The organism is Pseudomonas sp. 273, from assembly GCF_029201425.1.
GTDB classification, from domain to species: Bacteria; Pseudomonadota; Gammaproteobacteria; order Pseudomonadales; family Pseudomonadaceae; genus Pseudomonas; species Pseudomonas delhiensis.
On record NZ_CP116775.1, the window covers coordinates 534,395 to 550,060 of the forward strand.

Consider the following 15,666-nt stretch of genomic DNA (forward strand, 5'->3'; position numbering starts at 1 on the left):
CTTGCCAGGACATGCCCCATGGACGCCGCCCAGCCCGCGCTGATCCGCGAAACCTTCCCCGTCGGCCCCCTGCAGTGCAACTGCACCATCATCGGCGACCCGCTGACGAAGAAGGCCATCGTGGTCGACCCCGGCGGCGACCACGAGCTGATCCTGCAGCGCATCGACGCCCTGGGCCTGAAGGTGGTCAGCATCATCCACACCCACGCGCACCTGGACCACTTCCTCGCCTCCGGGCAGATGAAGGAGAAGACCGGCGCCACCCTGCACCTGCACCAGGGCGACCAGTTCCTCTGGGACAACCTGGAGATACAGTGCCGCATGTTCGGCGTGCCCTACCAGCCGGTGCCCTCGCCGGACCAGTGGCTGCAGGACGACGAGGAACTGGCTTGCGGCTGCGGCGTGGCGTTGCACACCCCGGGGCACACGCCCGGCTCGATGAGCTTCTGGTTCCCCGGCGCCAGGCTGCTGATCGCCGGCGACACCCTGTTCCGCCGCGGCATCGGCCGCACCGACCTGTGGGGCGGCGACTACGGCGCCATCGAGCGCTCGATCAAGACGCGACTGTACAGCCTGGACGAGGAGGCCACCGTGGTCACCGGCCACGGCCCGGATACCCGCCTGGGCGATGAAATGCGCGAGAATCCGTTCATCCGTGCTTAAGGTTGCTGTGGAATCTTTTGCACGTCCTGAGCTCTAACCTGCCGCCCGGGAAAGGGCATATCGCTATTCGAGGAGTCTTCCTTCATGTTCACCGCACGTCATCTGTCCATGGTCGCGGCCGTCACCGCCTTCGCTCTCATGGCCGGTTGCGCCTCGCAGAACCCCTATGACCCCAACACCCAGGTCCCGCCGGAAGGCGGCGTGAGCAAGACCGCCAAGTACGGTGGCCTGGGCGCGCTGGCCGGTGCCGTGGCCGGTGCCGCCATCAACCACGACAACCGTGGCAAGGGCGCGCTGATCGGCGCCGCGGTGGCCGGTGCGGCCGCCGCCGGCTACGGCTACTACGCCGACAAGCAGGAGGCCCAGCTGCGCCAGCAGATGCAGGGCACCGGCGTGCAGGTGCAGCGCCAGGGCGACGACATCAAACTGATCATGCCGGGCAACATCACCTTCGCCACCGACTCGGCGAACATCGCCCCGTCCTTCTACGCGCCGCTGAACAACCTGGCGAACTCCTTCAAGCAGTTCAACCAGAACAGCATCGAGATCGTCGGCTACACCGACAGCACCGGCAGCCGCCAGCACAACATGGACCTGTCGCAGCGTCGTGCGCAGAGCGTGGCCACCTACCTGACCTCGCAAGGCGTCGACGGCACCCGCGTGAGCACCCGCGGCATGGGCCCGGACCAGCCGATCGCGAGCAACTCCACGGTCGACGGCCGCGCGCAGAACCGCCGCGTCGAGGTCAACCTGAAGGCCCTGCCGGGCGCCCAGGGCACCGCGCCCCAGGGTGGGCAGCAGTACCAGTAAGTGTTGGTTGGATGAAAAAGCCCGCCGGTTGGCGTAATGCTGTTCACTTAAGCATTTGAGCCACGGCAGGTGTTCCCCAAGAATCCGGTGCCAGACTTCTGGCATCGGATTTTTTATGTCTTTCCAACAGCACCTGCTCGATCTGGGCGACCTGTTCAACTTCTCCGACCTGAGCACCTTCACCCAGAACATTCCAATCGAGTGGGTGGAGTCGGCACTGCATCTTTCCTCACAGGCCAGCATTCGGCGGCGGCGTCTGCCTACCGATCAGGTGCTCTGGCTGGTACTGGGCATGGCGTTGTTCCGCGATGAGCCCGTCCATGAAGTGGCCAGGCGCCTGAATATCTGCGCTCAGGGCCTGGCTTCCGACCACCTGCTGGCGAGAAGTGGTATCAGCCAAGCCCGTAAGCGGCTCGGCGCCGATCCGGTCGAGTGGTTGTTCCGCAAAACCGGCAAGCAGTGGGGGTGCGAACGCTATGACGGAGACAACTGGCAGGATCTGCGGGTCCTGGCGGTGGATGGCGCACTCCTGCGCACCCCGGACAGCACTGAACTGCGCAAGCATTTCGGTTCCGGCAACACCGCCACCGACCGCCAGACGCCGTTTCCCATGATGCGCCTGGTTGCGTTGATGAACGTACGCTCGCACGTGATCCTGGATGCCCAGTTGAGCCCCTACCGGCGCAGTGAAATGCGTTTGGCCGACGAGTTTCTTCAGCAAATCCCCGATCACTCGGTAACCCTGTTCGACAAGGGCTTCTGGAGTGCCGATTTGCTGTTGGGCGTCGCCACGACGGGGGCGAACCGCCACTGGTTGATCCCGGCTCGCAAGGGCCTGGTCGGTGAAGAACTGGTCCGTTACGGCAAGCGTGATCGCCTGCTGCGCATGAAGGTGTCGGCACAGGCTCGAAAGCGTAACCCGGCGCTGCCGGCCTACTGGGAGGTACGTGAAGTCAGCTACGAACGTCAGGGCAAGCTGAAAACCGTGCTGACCTCTCTGCCAGCCGAGCGCTACAGCGCCAAGGCCGTTGCCGATCTGTACCAGGAGCGCTGGGAGATCGAACTGGGCTTCCGAGATATCAAGAGTTCCCTGCAACAGAACGCGGTCACCCTGCGCAGCAAGAAGGTTGAGCTGATCTATCAGGAAGTCTGGGGGTTGCTGCTGAGCTACAACGTCATTCGCCGTGAGGCGAGCCAGGCGGCGGTAGCGTTCGGCCGTTCCGCATCCGAGATACGCTTCAAGCCGGTGGCTCATTACATCGCCGTTCAACTGATCGTGATGGCAGCAGCCAATCCAATTTCCGCCACTGGAAGGCGCCTGGCGGAGTTGCGGGCCGGGATCGGCGGGCTATTCCTGGATCGCCGCCCAAGGCCGGCAAGACCAAGGGCGGTGAAGATTTCGAAGACCCGCTATCCGGTGAACCGCAATGCTGCTCCGCTTAAGTGAACAGCATTACGCCGGTTGGCGGGCTTTCTTGTTGGGGCAGGGGTATTGGTCGTGCCACCGGGACGTCCGGCGTGGTCGGCGCCCTACGCCAGGTTTGGCCGTGACGTAGGGCGGATAACCGTTCGCGGTTATCCGCCGTTTCACCTTCACCACAACCCACGCCAAGGTCGAGCCCGAAGTCGCCCTACGGGTTTCCAGCGCCGCGGTCACCCTTCGCGGGCAAGCTCGCTCCTACAAATACGAAAAGCACACACCCTCAAGCCTTGGCCCCAGCCGGGTACTCGCGGTGCAGCTGCGCCAGCAACTGGTCCTTGCGCTCCCACAGCTGGTTCACCCAGCGCTGGAATTCGGCGCGGTAGTCCGCGTCCTGGTCGTAGCTCTTGCCGATGAACTGCCGCGGGATCTCCAGTTCCTCGAAGCGCACCACCACGCGCTTCAGGCGCCCGGACAGCAGGCACCAGAAGGTCGGGCTGCCGTCGGGGTAGTGGATGGTGACGTTGACCAGGGTGCGCAGCTGCTCGCCCATGGCGTCGAGGACGAAGGCGATGCCGCCGGCCTTGGGCTTGAGCAGGTGCTGGAAGGGCGAGCCTTGCTCGTCGTGCTTGGCGCGGGTGAAGCGGGTGCCTTCGAGGAAGTTGAAGATGGCCACCGGGATGCGCTTGAACTTGGCGCAGGCCTTGCGGGTGGTGGCCAGGTCCTGGCCCTGCTTCTCCGGGTGCCTGGCCAGGTAGGCCTTGCTGTAGCGCTTCATGAAGGGGAAATCCAGCGCCCACCAGCACAGGCCGATGACGGGCACCCAGATCAGCTGCTGCTTGAGGAAGAAACGCAGCAGCGGGAGGCGGCGGTTGAGCTGGTACTGCAGCACGAGGATGTCGACCCAGCTCTGGTGGTTGCTGGTGACCAGGTAGGAATGGTCGTACTCCAGGCCCTCCAGTCCTTCGACGTTCCAGCGGGTGCGCTGCACCAGGTTCATCCAGCCCTTGTTGCAGCTGATCCAGCCTTCGGCGATCAGCCCCATGATCCGCCGGCACAGCGCCTGGGCGGGGGCGAAGGGCAGCAGCAGCTTGAACAGCGTCATGCCGAACAGCGGGATGCACCAGCACAGGGTGCTGACGATCAGCAGCAGGCCGGCGAGCGAGCCGCGCAGGGCATGGGGAAGGAAGTTGAGCATTGGCGTTCCTTGTACATGGGCGACGCACGGGGCGGCGCGTGGTCGGGGTTCCGGCCCCGCTGTTGGCGGTGGCACCTTCCTGTGCCGGCGTTGGCCTGGGCCGCCCGCGGGCGGCCCTCCTGGTGTCAGGTCTGTTGCGTGTCGGCCTGGATCGCGGTGAGCGCGATGGTGTAGACGATGTCTTCCACCAGGGCGCCGCGCGACAGGTCGTTCACCGGCTTGCGCAAGCCTTGCAGCATGGGGCCGATGCTGATGCAGTCGGCGCTGCGCTGCACCGCCTTGTAGGTGGTGTTCCCGGTGTTCAGGTCGGGGAACACGTACACGGTGGCGCGGCCGGCCACCGGGCTGTCGGGGGCCTTCTGGCGGCCGACGCCGGCGACGGCGGCGGCATCATACTGCAAGGGCCCGTCGATCAACAGATCGGGGCGTTTTTCCTGCGCGATGCGCGTCGCTTCCCGCACTTTCTCGACATCCGCGCCGGTTCCCGAGTCCCCCGTGGAGTAGCTGATCATCGCCACCCGCGGGGTGATGCCGAAGGCCTGCGCCGAGTCGGCACTCTGCAGGGCGATTTCCGCCAGGTCACTGGCCGAAGGGTCGGGATTCACCGCGCAGTCGCCGTAGACCACCACCTGGTCGGGCAGCAGCATGAAGAACACCGAGGACACCAGGTTGTAGCCGGGCGCGGTCTTGATCAGCTGCAGCGCCGGGCGGATGGTGTTGGCGGTGGTGTGGATGGCCCCGGAGACCAGGCCGTCCACCTCGTCCAGGGCGAGCATCATGGTGCCCAGCACCACGTTGTCCTCCAGCTGCTGCTCGGCCATGGGCGCGTTGAGGTTCTTGCCCTTGCGCAGCGCCACCATGGGGTCGACGTAGCGGCTGCGGACCCGGTCCGGGTCGATGACCTCGAGGTCCGCGGGCAGGGCGATGCCGAGCATCTGCGCCACCGCCTGGACGTCGTCGGGCTTGGCCAGCAGCACGCAGCGGGCGATGCCGCGGGCGTGGCAGATCACCGCCGCCTGCACGGTGCGCGGCTCGCTGCCCTCGGGCAGGACGATGCGCTTGCCGGCGTGGGCGGCGCGCTGGGTCAGCTGGTAGCGGAACACCGGCGGCGACAGGCGCGGCTCGTGTGGCGCGCCGCAGCGCTCGCGCAGCCATTCGAAGTCGATGTGCCCGGCGACGTACTCGGTGACGCGCTCGGCGCGCTCGCGGTCGTCGATGGGGATCTCCTTGTTCATCCGCGTGAGGTCGCCGGCGGTGTCGAAGGAGCCGGTGTTCACCGTCAGCACCGGCAGCCCGCTCTGCAGGGCGCTGCGGCACAGCTCCATGATCCGCGCGTCCGGGGCCAGGCCGCTGCACAGCAGCAGGCCGGCCAGGGGCACGCCGTTCATGGCCGCCAGGCACGCGGCGAGGATGATGTCGTCGCGGTCGCCCGGCACCACCACCAGCACGCCGGGCTTGAGCAGGTGCACGGTGTTCGGCGCCGAGGGCGCGCAGAGGATGATCTTCTGCACGCGGCGCTGCTCGTAGTCGCCGGCGTTGAGCACGCTGGCGTCGAGCAGGTCGGCCACGTCGCGGGTGCGCGGGGCGTTGAGGTCGTCCTGCCAGGGGATGCAGCCAAGCAGGCGGAACTCGCCGCCGCGCATCAGCGCCGAATGCTCGCTCAGGCGCGAGGCGAAGCGCTGGGCGGCGGCCTCGCCTTCCAGCGGGCGGCCTTCGCCGTCGACGTCGCGGACCTTGTTGAGGATCACCCCGAGCAGTTTCGGGTCGTGGGCGCCGCCGAACAGCTGGGCCTGGATCTCCAGGCGGTCGCACAGCTCGTTGAGCGTCTCGTTCTCCGGCGCCGAGACCAGGATCACCTCGGCGTCGGTGCTCTTGGCCAGGTGGAAGTTGATGCGCGCGGCGTAGCTGACGTGGCGGGTGGGGACCATGCCCTCGATGATCATCACGTCCTGGCCCTCGGCGGCGGCCCGGTACTCGTGGATGATGCTTTCGAGCAGGTCGTCCAGCAGGCCGTCGCCGAGCATCCGCTCGACCTTGCCCAGGGGCAGCGGGGTGGGTGGCTTGAGGCCGTGGGTGCGGGCCACCAGCTCGCTGGAGCGTTCCGGGCCGTCGTCGCCGGGCTGCGGCTGGGCGATGGGTTTGTAGAAGCCGACCTTCAGGCCGGCGCGCTGCAGGGCGCGGATCAGGCCCAGGCTGATGGACGTGAGGCCCACGCCGAAGCCGGTGGGGGCGATGAAGAAGGTGTGCATCCGGGCTCCTTAAGCCGTTCGGTTTCGCTGCGGCCCTTGTGGGGCCGGAGTGACAATCTTCAGCCGAGCACGGCCAGGGTGTCGAGGGCGATCTGGCGTTCCTCGTTGGTCGGGATCACCAGCACCCGCGGGTGGCCCTGCGCGTGGATCGGCCCCTCGACGCCGCGCACGCAGCGGGCGTTGGCCTCGCCGTCGAGCTGCAGGTTCATCACGTGCAGGTGCTGCACCGTGAGGTTGCGCACCAGGGGCGAGTTCTCGCCGATGCCGCCGGTGAAGATCAGCCCGTCCAGGCGCGGCAGGGCGCAGCTCATGGCCGCCAGGGACTTGGCCAGGCGGTAGCAGAACACCTCGATGGCCAGGGCCGCGTTGGCGTGGCCCTGCTCGCGGGCGTGCTCCAGGGTGCGCATGTCGTTGGACAGCCCCGACAGGCCGAGCAGGCCGCTGTCGTGGTTGAGCATGTGGTCGATCTTCTCCAGGCTCCAGCCCAGGGTGCGCGCCAGGTGGCTGTGCAGGTTGGGGTCGACGTCGCCGCTGCGGGTGCCCATCACCAGGCCTTCCAGCGGCGTCAGGCCCATGCTGGTGTCGCGGCTCTGGCCCTCGGCGATGGCGCAGGTGGAGCTGCCGTTGCCCAGGTGCGCGCAGATCCAGTAGCTGTCGCCCAGGGCCAGGCCGCTGATCTCGGCGGCGCGGTGGCTGACGTAGCGGTGGCTGGTGCCGTGGAAGCCGTAGCGGCGCACGTGCTGCTCGCGGTACAGCGGCTCCGGCAGGGCGTAGCGGTAGGCGCGCGGCGGCAGGCTCTGGTGGAAGGCAGTGTCGAACACGGCGACGTGGGGCAACTGTGGATAAAGCGCCATGGCCGCCTCGATGCCCAGCAGGTTGGCCGGGTTGTGCAGCGGCGCCAGGGGCACGGTGTCGCGGATCGCCTGGAGCACCTCGGCGTCGATCCGGCAGGCCTGGGTGAAGCGCTCGCCGCCGTGCACCACGCGGTGGCCGATGGCGTGCAGCGGGCCCTTCACGGCCTGCTCCACCAGCGGCAGCAGGCGCGCCAGGGCCGCTTCGTGGCCGGCGCCGTCGCCCAGCTCCAGGCTGTCGCGCTGGCCGCCGCGGACCCAGCCGAGCACCGCCCCGGGCTCGCCCAGGCGCTCGGCCAGGCCGTGGAGGACGAAGCCCTCGCGGTCCTCGCTGGCCAGGGCGAACTTGATCGAGGAACTGCCGCAGTTGATTACCAGGATGTTGCGTGCCGCCATGCTTGTCAGTCCTTGTCGGGGTGGGATGCCCGCGCGCACCAGCCGCAGGCGAAGGGCCGGCCGAGCAGCGCCGCGCGCGCCTCGGCGTCCAGCACCCAGGGGCGCGACTGCCAGGGCGGCTGGTGGCGCAGGTGCTGGGTATGGCCGCAGGACAACACTGCCACCCAGTGGCCGTCCTCGTCCTGATGGAAGTCAAGCAGGCGTGGCGGCTCGCGCACGGGCCATCCGTCCGCCTTCGGGTCGCTTTCATCCCCGGCCCGGCGTAAACTTGCCCGCTCAATTTCTTTTTCCGAAAGGTTCTTCCCCATGCAGATCGCAGCCAACAAGGCGGTTTCCATCGACTATACCCTGACCAACGACGCAGGTGAGGTCATCGACAGTTCCGCCGGCGGCGCTCCGCTGGTTTACCTGCATGGTGCCGGCAACATCATTTCCGGCCTGGAGAAGGCCCTGGAAGGCAAGCAGGTCGGTGACGAGCTGGACGTCGCCATCGAGCCGGGCGAAGCCTACGGCGAATACAGCGCCGAACTGGTCGCCACCCTGAGCCGCGAGATGTTCGAAGGCGTCGACGAGCTGCAGGTCGGCATGCAGTTCCACGCTTCGGCGCCGGACGGCGGCATGCAGATCGTCACCATCCGCGACATCGACGGCGACGACGTGACCGTCGACGGCAACCACCCGCTGGCCGGCCAGCGCCTGAACTTCAAGGTCAAGGTGGTCAACGTGCGCGACGCTTCCGCCGAGGAAGTCGCCCACGGCCACATCCATGGCGAAGGCGGCCACCACCACTGAGGTGTTTCGTCGGGCCGATTGATGGCCCGGTGACACCCGGTCGGAGCTGCTAAGCTTGTACCCGTGAAAGGCGCCTGAGGGCGCCTTTCGCATGCACGGATGCTGGGCCTTTTTCCCGAACCGACTGGGATGCGCTGCGTGGACGACTTGTCCGGCCGGGCGCACGGCACTTCGTGTGCCTATTTCATTCAAGGAGTACTCCAATGAGCGCTTTTCACGATCTGACTCTGCGTGGCCTGGACGGCCAGGATCTGCCGCTCTCCCCATTGAAGGGCAAGGTGGTGCTGGTGGTGAACGTCGCCTCCAGGTGTGGTCTGACCCCGCAGTACGCCGGGCTGGAGAAGCTCTACCAGCAATACCGCGACCGCGGCTTCGTGGTCCTGGGCCTGCCCTGCAACCAGTTCGCCGGCCAGGAACCGGGCAGCGAGACGGAAATCCAGTCGTTCTGCTCGCTGAACTACGGCGTCAGCTTCCCGATGTCGGCCAAGCTCGAGGTCAACGGCTCCGAGCGCCATCCGCTGTACCGCCTGCTGGCGGGCGAGGGCGCCGAGTTCCCCGGCGACATCACCTGGAACTTCGAGAAGTTCCTGCTCGCCCCCGACGGCCGCGTGCTGGCCCGCTTCAGCCCGCGCACCACGCCGGACGATCCGGCCCTGGTGCAGGCCATCGAGAAGGCCCTGGGCTGAGCCCGCGCCCCGGCAGGTGAGGGCGCTTGCGCCAATCCTGCCGGCATTTCTCTCCTACGCCTGTGCGCGGCGCCGCTGGCCGGGTTTAATCCCCGGACCGACCGAGGACGCCGCCATGACCCGATTCGTCGCCGAAACCCCTGACCTTGCCTGCGGGCCGGCCGCCCTGCGCCAGCTCATCGAGCAGCGCCGCTCGGTGCGCCGCTTCACCGACGAGCCGGTGCCGGACGCGGTGCTGCGCGACTGCCTGGAGCTGGCGACCCTCGCGCCCAACTCCTGCAACCTGCAGCCCTGGAGCTTCCAGGTGATCCGCGAGCCGGCGCTGCGCCAGCGCCTGCACGAAGTCTGCCTGAACCAGAACGCCGCGCGCACCGCGCCGGTGCTGATAGCCGTGCTGGCGCGCCCGGACACCTGGCGCGAGGCCTGCCGCCAGGTGGTCGAGCAGTGGCCGGAGCCGCAGGTGCCGGAACAGGTGCGCAAGTTCTACGCGAAAGCCGCGCCCTTCCAGTACGACCAGGGCGCCTTCGGCCTGCGCGGCCTGTTCAAGCGTTGCCTGGTGCGCCTGGCCGGCCTGCGCCGGCCATTGATGCGCACGCCCAACAGCCATGGGCAGATGCGCCTGTGGGCGGTGAAGTCCACGGCCCTGGCGGCGCAGAACCTGATGCTCGCGGTGCAGAGCCACGGCTACGCCAGCTGCCCCATGGAGGGCTTCGACGAGGTGCGCCTGCGCCGCGTACTGGACATCCCGCCGCGGGCCGTGCCGATCATGCTGCTGGCGGTGGGCCGGGCCAGCGAGCGCGGGGTGTACAACCCGCGCCTGCGCTTCCCGCTGGAGCAGCACGTCAGCTGGCACTAGCCCGGCTGGGCGCCGATGCCCATGCGTCCGCCGCCGAACGACCAGTCCTCGCTGGCGCTGGTGCTGACCTGCACCATCACGTCCTCGGCGGCGATGCCGGGGCTTTCCCCGAGCAACTGCACCAGGCGCCGGTAGAACGCCTGCTTGGTCTGCGCATCGCGCGGTCGCCCGGCGGTGATGGCGATCAGCACGAAGCCGTCCGAGCGCGGGCCGCCCAGATAGTCGCGGTCGAAGAACAGCTCCCAGGGCTCGTGCTGGTGGATCATCTGGAAGCGGTCGTTGGCCGGCACGTCGAAGGCTTCGTGCATGGCGCGGTAGACGTTGTCCGACAGCTGGCGCAGGTACTCGGGCGACTTGCCCTTGAGCAGGGAGATGCGGGCGTAGGGCATGGTTCGGGTCTCCGGTGAGGTGGCTTGACGGGGTCAGAGTAGCGCGGCATTTTTGTTCGTAAAATCGGGAAATATTTCACCGATACTTCGATAAAGCAGGATGGTTGCCATGGCCCGGGTGAACTTCGATCTGGACGTGCTGCGCACCTTCGTCGCCGGCGTCGAGCTGGGCAGCTTCGCCCGCGCCGCCGAACGCCTGGGGCGCTCCACCTCGGCGGTGAGCGCGCAACTGAAGAAGCTGGAAGAGCAGGCCGGCACCCCGGTGCTGCGCCGCGAGGGCCGCGGCATGGCGCTGACCGACGCCGGCGAGACGCTGCTGGCCTATGCCCGCCGCCTGCTGGAGCTGAACGACGAGGCCGCCGGCGCGCTGCGTGGCGCCAGCCTCGAAGGGCAGGTGCGCCTGGGCCTGCAGGAGGACTTCGGCGAGACGCTGCTGCCGGCGGTGCTCGGCCGCTTCGCCCGCGCCCACCCGAAGGTGCGCATCGAAGTGCGCACCGCGCGCAACCAGGAGCTGATCCGTGGCGTGCGCAACGGCGAACTGGACCTCGCCCTGGCCTGGGACGCCGGCGAGCGCACGCCCCACCAGGAAACCCTGGGCGCCGTGCCGCAATGCTGGATCGGCGCCATCGGCGCGCCCGCGCCGGACCTCGGCCAGCCGCTGCCGCTGGCGGTGCTGGAGGCGCCCTGCCTGCTGCGCAGCGCCGCCACCGCGGCCCTCGACCGCGCCGGCATCGCCTGGCGCGTGGCCTTCACCAGCGCCGGGCTGTCCGGCATCTGGGCGGCGGTGGCCGCCGGGCTCGGCATCGGCCTGCGCACGCCGCTGGGCCTGCCGCCCAACGTCGAGCGCCTGGATGACGCGCGCAGCGGCCTGCCGCAACTGCCCCCGCTGGGCCTGTGCCTGCATCATGGCGAGGCCGATCCCGAGCCGGTGGCTGCGCGCCTGGCGGAACTGCTGCGCGGCGGGGTGGCGGAAACCCTGCAAGGCCTAGGCGAACGCTGACGGATTTCTGAAGGACGATCACCGCCATCAATAGTGCTGGGCAGGGCGAGACGACCGGTCATATCCTGCGCCCCATGAACACCAGCATCCGACTCGACAAGCGCGACCTCATCCTGGCCAAGGGCTCGGCGGTCATGACCCGCTGCGGCTACCACGGCACCGGGGTGCAGGACATCGTCCAGGCCGCGGGCATCCCCAAGGGTTCCTTCTACCACTACTTCGACAGCAAGGAAGACTTCGCCCTGCAGGCCCTGGAGCAGATCTACGGCCCGCGCCTGCAGCGCTACGCCGAGGCCCTGGGCAACCCGGCGCTGGGCCCGCGGGCGCGCATCCTCGACTACTACGCCGAGCTGATGGCGCACTTCGCCCGCCAGGAAAAGGCCGAGTACCACTGCTTCATCGGCAGCCTGAGCTTCGAGATGGCCGAACTGTCGCCGGCCATCGGCGCCAAGGTCGACGCCATCCTCCAGCGCGGCGCCGACATCCTCCGCGACTGCCTGGCCCAGGCGCAGCGCGCCGGCGAGCTGGCGGCGGACGAGGACTGCGAGAACCTCGCCGCCTTCATCGCCAACGCCTGGCAGGGCGTGCTGGGGCGGCTGAAGACCAGCGGCTCGCTGCAACCCATGGAAGCCTTCATCGCCCGCCTGGAGCGGGTGCTGGCGGCCTGAACATCGTGCAACCCACTGACGGGACGCCCGGCCACCCGGCCGTCCCTGGAGAACTTTCGTGAGCGCATCCGTAGAGAGCCTGTTCGAACCCTTCCGCCTCGGCAACCTGGAGCTGCCGACCCGCGTGGTCATGGCCCCGATGACCCGCAACTTCAGCCCGGGCGGCGTGCCCCACGCCCAGGTGGTGGAGTACTACCGCCGCCGCGCCGCCGCCGGCGTCGGGCTGATCGTCACCGAAGGCACCACCGTCGGCCACAAGGCCGCCAACGGCTACCCGAACGTGCCGCGCTTCTACGGCGAGGACGCCCTGGCCGGCTGGAAGCAGGTGGTCGACGCGGTGCACGCCGAAGGCGGCAAGATCGTCCCGCAGCTGTGGCACGTCGGTTCCGTGCGCCGCCTGGGCACCGAGCCGGACGCCAGCGTCCCCGGCTACGGCCCCAGCGGCAAGGTGAAGGACGGCCAGGAACTGGTCCACGAGATGACCAAAGAGGACATCCAGGAAGTCATCGCCGCCTTCGCCCAGGCCGCCCGCGACGCCAAGGCCATCGGCATGGACGGCGTGGAGATCCACGGCGCCCACGGCTACCTGATCGACCAGTTCTTCTGGGACGGCAGCAACAAGCGCACCGACGAATACGGCGGCAGCCTGGCCAACCGTTCGCGCTTCGCCATCGAGCTGATCCGCGCCGTGCGCGAGGCGGTGGGCCCGGACTACCCGATCATCTTCCGTTTCTCGCAGTGGAAGCAGCAGGACTACAGCGCGCGCCTGGTGCAGACCCCGGAAGAACTGGCGGCCTTCCTCAAGCCGCTGTCGGACGCCGGCGTGGACATCTTCCACTGCTCGACCCGCCGCTTCTGGATTCCCGAGTTCGAAGGCTCGGACCTCAACCTGGCCGGCTGGACGCGCCAGCTCACCGGCAAGCCGACCATCACCGTGGGCAACGTCGGCCTGGACGGCAGCGAGTTCCTCGCCTTTTTCGGCAAGACCGACGAAGTGGCCCAGCCCTCGGGCATCGAAGGCCTGCTGGAGCGCCTGGGCAAGCACGAGTTCGACCTGGTGGCGGTGGGCCGTGCGCTGCTGGTGGACCCGGACTGGGCGCTGAAGGTGCGCGACGGCCGCCTGGCCGACATCAAGCCGTTCAGCCGCGATGCGCTGATGTCTCTGGCCTGATCGCCACGGATCGACGAAACCGCCCGGGGACATCCCCGGGCGGTTTCTTTCGTCAGAGTCCTAAGGGCATTTCTGCCGTATTTACAAATCTTTTCCGAAGCAGGCCTTCCGATCTGCTGACTTGAATGTCGGAAACGGGCATTGTAGGGCCGCCAACACAACAATAGGCCGGCACACGGCCAAAGGAGCTAAGCCATGCGGATTGGCCTGGTGGTGGATGCGACCTGCGACCTGCCCCCGAATTCCTTGCCGCTAACAATATCCGCGTACTGCCCATCGGCATCCGGCTGGGCCAGCGCCGGATCATCGATGACCGCGACCCCGAGACCACCCTGCGCTTCTATTCCGAGGACCTGCCCAAGGTCGCCCCGGAGGACGGCAGCGAGCCGCTGACCGCCGCGGAAACCCAGGCCTGGTTCCTCGAACAGTTGGTCACCGACTTCGACTACGTCATCTGCCTGACCGTCAGCAGCGCGCGCAGCCCGATCTTCGACAATGCCACCCAGGCCTCCTTCGGCCTGCTGCAGAACTACCGCGAGCGCCGCGCCGCCGCCGGCATCAACGGCCCCTTCGCGCTGCGCGTGGTGGACAGCCAGACGGTGTTCGCCGGCCTGGCGGTGCTGGCTGCCGAAGGCGCGCGCCTGCTCGGCGAGGACCAGCACCCCAACGCCATCCGCACGCGCCTGGAGCAGTTGAGCCAGCAGATGAACACCTTCCTGGTCGCCAACGACCTGGGCCACGTGCGTCGCCGCGGCTTCCAGAAGGGCGACCGCAGCAGCATCGGCGACCGCCTGCGCGGCGCCTTCCTCGGCATCGGCTCGATGCTCGACATGAAGCCGGTGCTGAGCCTGGTGCAGGGCGAGGACAAGCCGGTGTCGGTGTCGCCGAACTACGAGAAATCCGCCGAGCGCCTGCTCAACTTCGCCCGCGCGCGGGTGGAGGCCGGCGAGCTGCTGGCCCCGCACGTCGGCCTGAGCTACGCCGGCGACCCATCGGCGCTGCGCGACCTGCCGGGCTTCGAGGCGCTGGAGAAGGCCTGCGGCGAACGCGGCATCGCCATGCACCTGGGCATGCTCAGCCCGACCGGGGGCATCAACCTCGGCTCCGGGGCCATGAGCCTGTCCTTCGCCGCCGAGCCCAAGCCCTTCGCCTGATCACTTGCGCACGGTATCGGCGCCCAGCGCGCCGCTGCCGTCGGCCGTCGCCGGCAGCGGCTGGCGGACGGCCTCCAGCAGGTAGCCCTCGAAGCGTTCGACGATGCCGCGCCATTCCAGGCGCCCGGCGTGCTGGCGGGCGTTCAGGCGCACCCGGCGCAGGTGCTCGCGGTCTTCCAGCAGCCAGCTGGCGGCATCGATGAAGGCGGCCTCGTCGCCGGGAATCGCCAGGGCGCCGTCGTGCCCGTGGCGAATGTGCTGGGCCGCGGCGGCCTGGTCGTAGGCGACCACCGCCAGGCCCGAGGCCAGGGCCTCCAGGACCACGTTGCCGAAGGTCTCGGAGAGGCTGGGGAAGAGGAACAGGTCGCCGCTGGCGTAGTGTCGGGCCAGCTCCTCGCCGCGCTGCAGGCCGCAGAACACCGCCCCGGGCAATTCGCGGGCGAGCTGCGCGCGCTGCGGGCCATCGCCGACTATCACCAGGCGCAGATTCAGTTGCGGATGGGCTGCTCGCAGTTGATTGAAAGCACGGCCGAGCAGGCCGAGGTTCTTCTCCGCGGCCAGGCGGCCGACGTGCAGCACGGCGATGTCCTGCTCGCCCAGGCCCCACTCGCGGCGCAAGGCGTCGTCGCGGCGGCCGGGCTGGAACAGCTGGCCGTCCACGCCGCGCGCCAACTGGGCGAGGTGGGCGAAGCCGCGGCGTTCCAGCTCCAGCGCCTGGCTGGCGCTGGGCACCAGGGTGCGCAGGGTGCGGTTGTGGAACCAGCGCAGGTAGGCGGTTACCAGGCGCGTCAGCGGGCCCAGGCCGTAGTGCGCGCCGTACTGCTGGAAATTGGTGTGGAAGCCGCTCAGGGCGGGGATCCGCAGGCGCCTGGCGGCGCGCAGGGCGGCCAGCCCGAGCGGGCCTTCGGTGGCGATGTAGAGCACGTCCGGGCGCAGCCGCCGCCAGTGCCGCAGCAGCTTGTGCAGGCACGACTGGCCCCATTGCAGGCCGGGGTAGCCGGGCAGCGGCCAGCCGCGGGTGAGCAGCAGCTCGTCGTCGCTGTGGCGGCCGTCGTCGACGCTCTGCCGCGGGCGCACCACCTGCACCCGGTGGCCGAGCTGCAGCAGCCCGGCGGCGAGGCGCCCGAGGGTGTTGGCCACACCGTTGATCTCCGGCGGGAAGGTTTCGCTGATCAGCGCGATGCGCAGGGGAGTCGTGCTCATGAACGGCAGTCTCCGCCCGGCCGGTGTAGCGGGTGTGACGCCTGGATTGCGGAAATGTGACGGGCGATTCGGGCGTTTCCCGCGGGAGCTTGGGAAATGCCTGTCATAGAGCCTTCGCCTGGCTGTCACACGGGGCTGCTAGAGTGCCGCGATTTCCGAT

General features: G+C 68.6%; 15 protein-coding genes and 1 pseudogene. 10 read left to right on the top strand and 6 right to left on the bottom strand.

What is annotated here, in order from left to right; translation table 11 throughout:
• Positions 1 to 18: 18 nt before the first annotated feature.
• From PKO50_RS02500 to PKO50_RS02510, 3 genes are all read left to right on the top strand, one after another.
• A complete protein-coding gene (locus PKO50_RS02500) occupies positions 19 to 663 on the top strand; it encodes an MBL fold metallo-hydrolase (protein WP_275628712.1) in 645 nt (214 codons plus the stop codon).
• A gap of 84 nt (positions 664 to 747) precedes the next feature.
• The gene (locus PKO50_RS02505) at positions 748 to 1,473 is read left to right on the top strand and encodes an OmpA family protein (RefSeq protein ID WP_275628713.1); all 726 of its coding nucleotides are present in this window, start codon (positions 748 to 750) and stop codon (positions 1,471 to 1,473) included.
• A gap of 115 nt (positions 1,474 to 1,588) precedes the next feature.
• The gene (locus PKO50_RS02510) at positions 1,589 to 2,920 is read left to right on the top strand and encodes an IS4 family transposase (RefSeq protein WP_109932575.1); all 1,332 of its coding nucleotides are present in this window, start codon (positions 1,589 to 1,591) and stop codon (positions 2,918 to 2,920) included.
• A 256-nt stretch (positions 2,921 to 3,176) separates the two neighbouring features.
• On the opposite strand, the gene PKO50_RS02515 is transcribed toward PKO50_RS02510, so the two are convergent.
• The 4 genes from PKO50_RS02515 to PKO50_RS02530 form a co-directional block, all read right to left on the bottom strand.
• Positions 3,177 to 4,091 carry an acyltransferase gene (locus PKO50_RS02515; RefSeq protein ID WP_109934172.1) on the bottom strand — a complete coding sequence of 305 codons (915 nt, stop codon included), beginning with the start codon at positions 4,089 to 4,091 and terminating at the stop codon, positions 3,177 to 3,179.
• A gap of 125 nt (positions 4,092 to 4,216) precedes the next feature.
• Positions 4,217 to 6,340, bottom strand: a complete 2,124-nt coding sequence (gene pta / locus PKO50_RS02520; RefSeq protein ID WP_275628714.1) for a phosphate acetyltransferase — start codon at positions 6,338 to 6,340, stop codon at positions 4,217 to 4,219.
• Between the two features lie 59 nt (positions 6,341 to 6,399).
• Entirely contained in the window at positions 6,400 to 7,587 is a 1,188-nt protein-coding gene (locus tag PKO50_RS02525; RefSeq protein ID WP_275628715.1) for an acetate kinase, read from the bottom strand.
• Between the two features lie 5 nt (positions 7,588 to 7,592).
• Complete coding sequence (locus PKO50_RS02530) at positions 7,593 to 7,925, bottom strand: DUF3565 domain-containing protein (RefSeq protein ID WP_275628716.1); 333 nt, start codon at positions 7,923 to 7,925, stop codon at positions 7,593 to 7,595.
• On the opposite strand from PKO50_RS02530, the gene PKO50_RS02535 reads away from it, so the two are divergent.
• From PKO50_RS02535 to PKO50_RS02545, 3 genes are all read left to right on the top strand, one after another.
• On the top strand, positions 7,894 to 8,379 hold the full coding sequence (locus PKO50_RS02535; RefSeq protein WP_109934169.1) for a peptidylprolyl isomerase: 486 nt from the start codon (positions 7,894 to 7,896) through the stop codon (positions 8,377 to 8,379). The genes PKO50_RS02530 and PKO50_RS02535 overlap by 32 nt on opposite strands.
• Positions 8,380 to 8,582: 203 nt before the next feature.
• A complete protein-coding gene (locus PKO50_RS02540; protein WP_089389632.1) occupies positions 8,583 to 9,065 on the top strand; it encodes a glutathione peroxidase in 483 nt (160 codons plus the stop codon).
• A gap of 115 nt (positions 9,066 to 9,180) precedes the next feature.
• Positions 9,181 to 9,921: a nitroreductase family protein gene (locus PKO50_RS02545; protein WP_109934168.1), complete on the top strand. Its 741-nt coding sequence runs from the start codon at positions 9,181 to 9,183 to the stop codon at positions 9,919 to 9,921.
• On the opposite strand, the gene PKO50_RS02550 is transcribed toward PKO50_RS02545, so the two are convergent.
• Positions 9,918 to 10,310, bottom strand: a complete 393-nt coding sequence (locus PKO50_RS02550; protein ID WP_275628717.1) for a tautomerase family protein — start codon at positions 10,308 to 10,310, stop codon at positions 9,918 to 9,920. The two genes, PKO50_RS02545 and PKO50_RS02550, sit on opposite strands and share 4 nt — an antisense overlap.
• A gap of 109 nt (positions 10,311 to 10,419) precedes the next feature.
• On the opposite strand from PKO50_RS02550, the gene PKO50_RS02555 reads away from it, so the two are divergent.
• From PKO50_RS02555 to PKO50_RS02570, 4 genes and pseudogenes are all read left to right on the top strand, one after another.
• Positions 10,420 to 11,310, top strand: a complete 891-nt coding sequence (locus PKO50_RS02555; protein WP_275628718.1) for a LysR substrate-binding domain-containing protein — start codon at positions 10,420 to 10,422, stop codon at positions 11,308 to 11,310.
• 74 nt (positions 11,311 to 11,384) lie between these two features.
• Positions 11,385 to 11,978 (top strand): TetR/AcrR family transcriptional regulator, encoded by a 594-nt coding sequence (locus tag PKO50_RS02560; RefSeq protein ID WP_275628719.1) that lies wholly within the window; start codon positions 11,385 to 11,387, stop codon positions 11,976 to 11,978.
• A 58-nt stretch (positions 11,979 to 12,036) separates the two neighbouring features.
• Positions 12,037 to 13,149: an NADH:flavin oxidoreductase gene (locus PKO50_RS02565; protein WP_275628720.1), complete on the top strand. Its 1,113-nt coding sequence runs from the start codon at positions 12,037 to 12,039 to the stop codon at positions 13,147 to 13,149.
• 195 nt (positions 13,150 to 13,344) lie between these two features.
• A pseudogene (locus tag PKO50_RS02570) lies at positions 13,345 to 14,303 on the top strand (DegV family protein).
• Here the strand turns inward: PKO50_RS02570 and PKO50_RS02575 are convergent.
• Entirely contained in the window at positions 14,304 to 15,506 is a 1,203-nt protein-coding gene (locus PKO50_RS02575) for a glycosyltransferase family 1 protein (RefSeq protein ID WP_275628721.1), read from the bottom strand.
• Positions 15,507 to 15,666 lie beyond the last annotated feature (160 nt).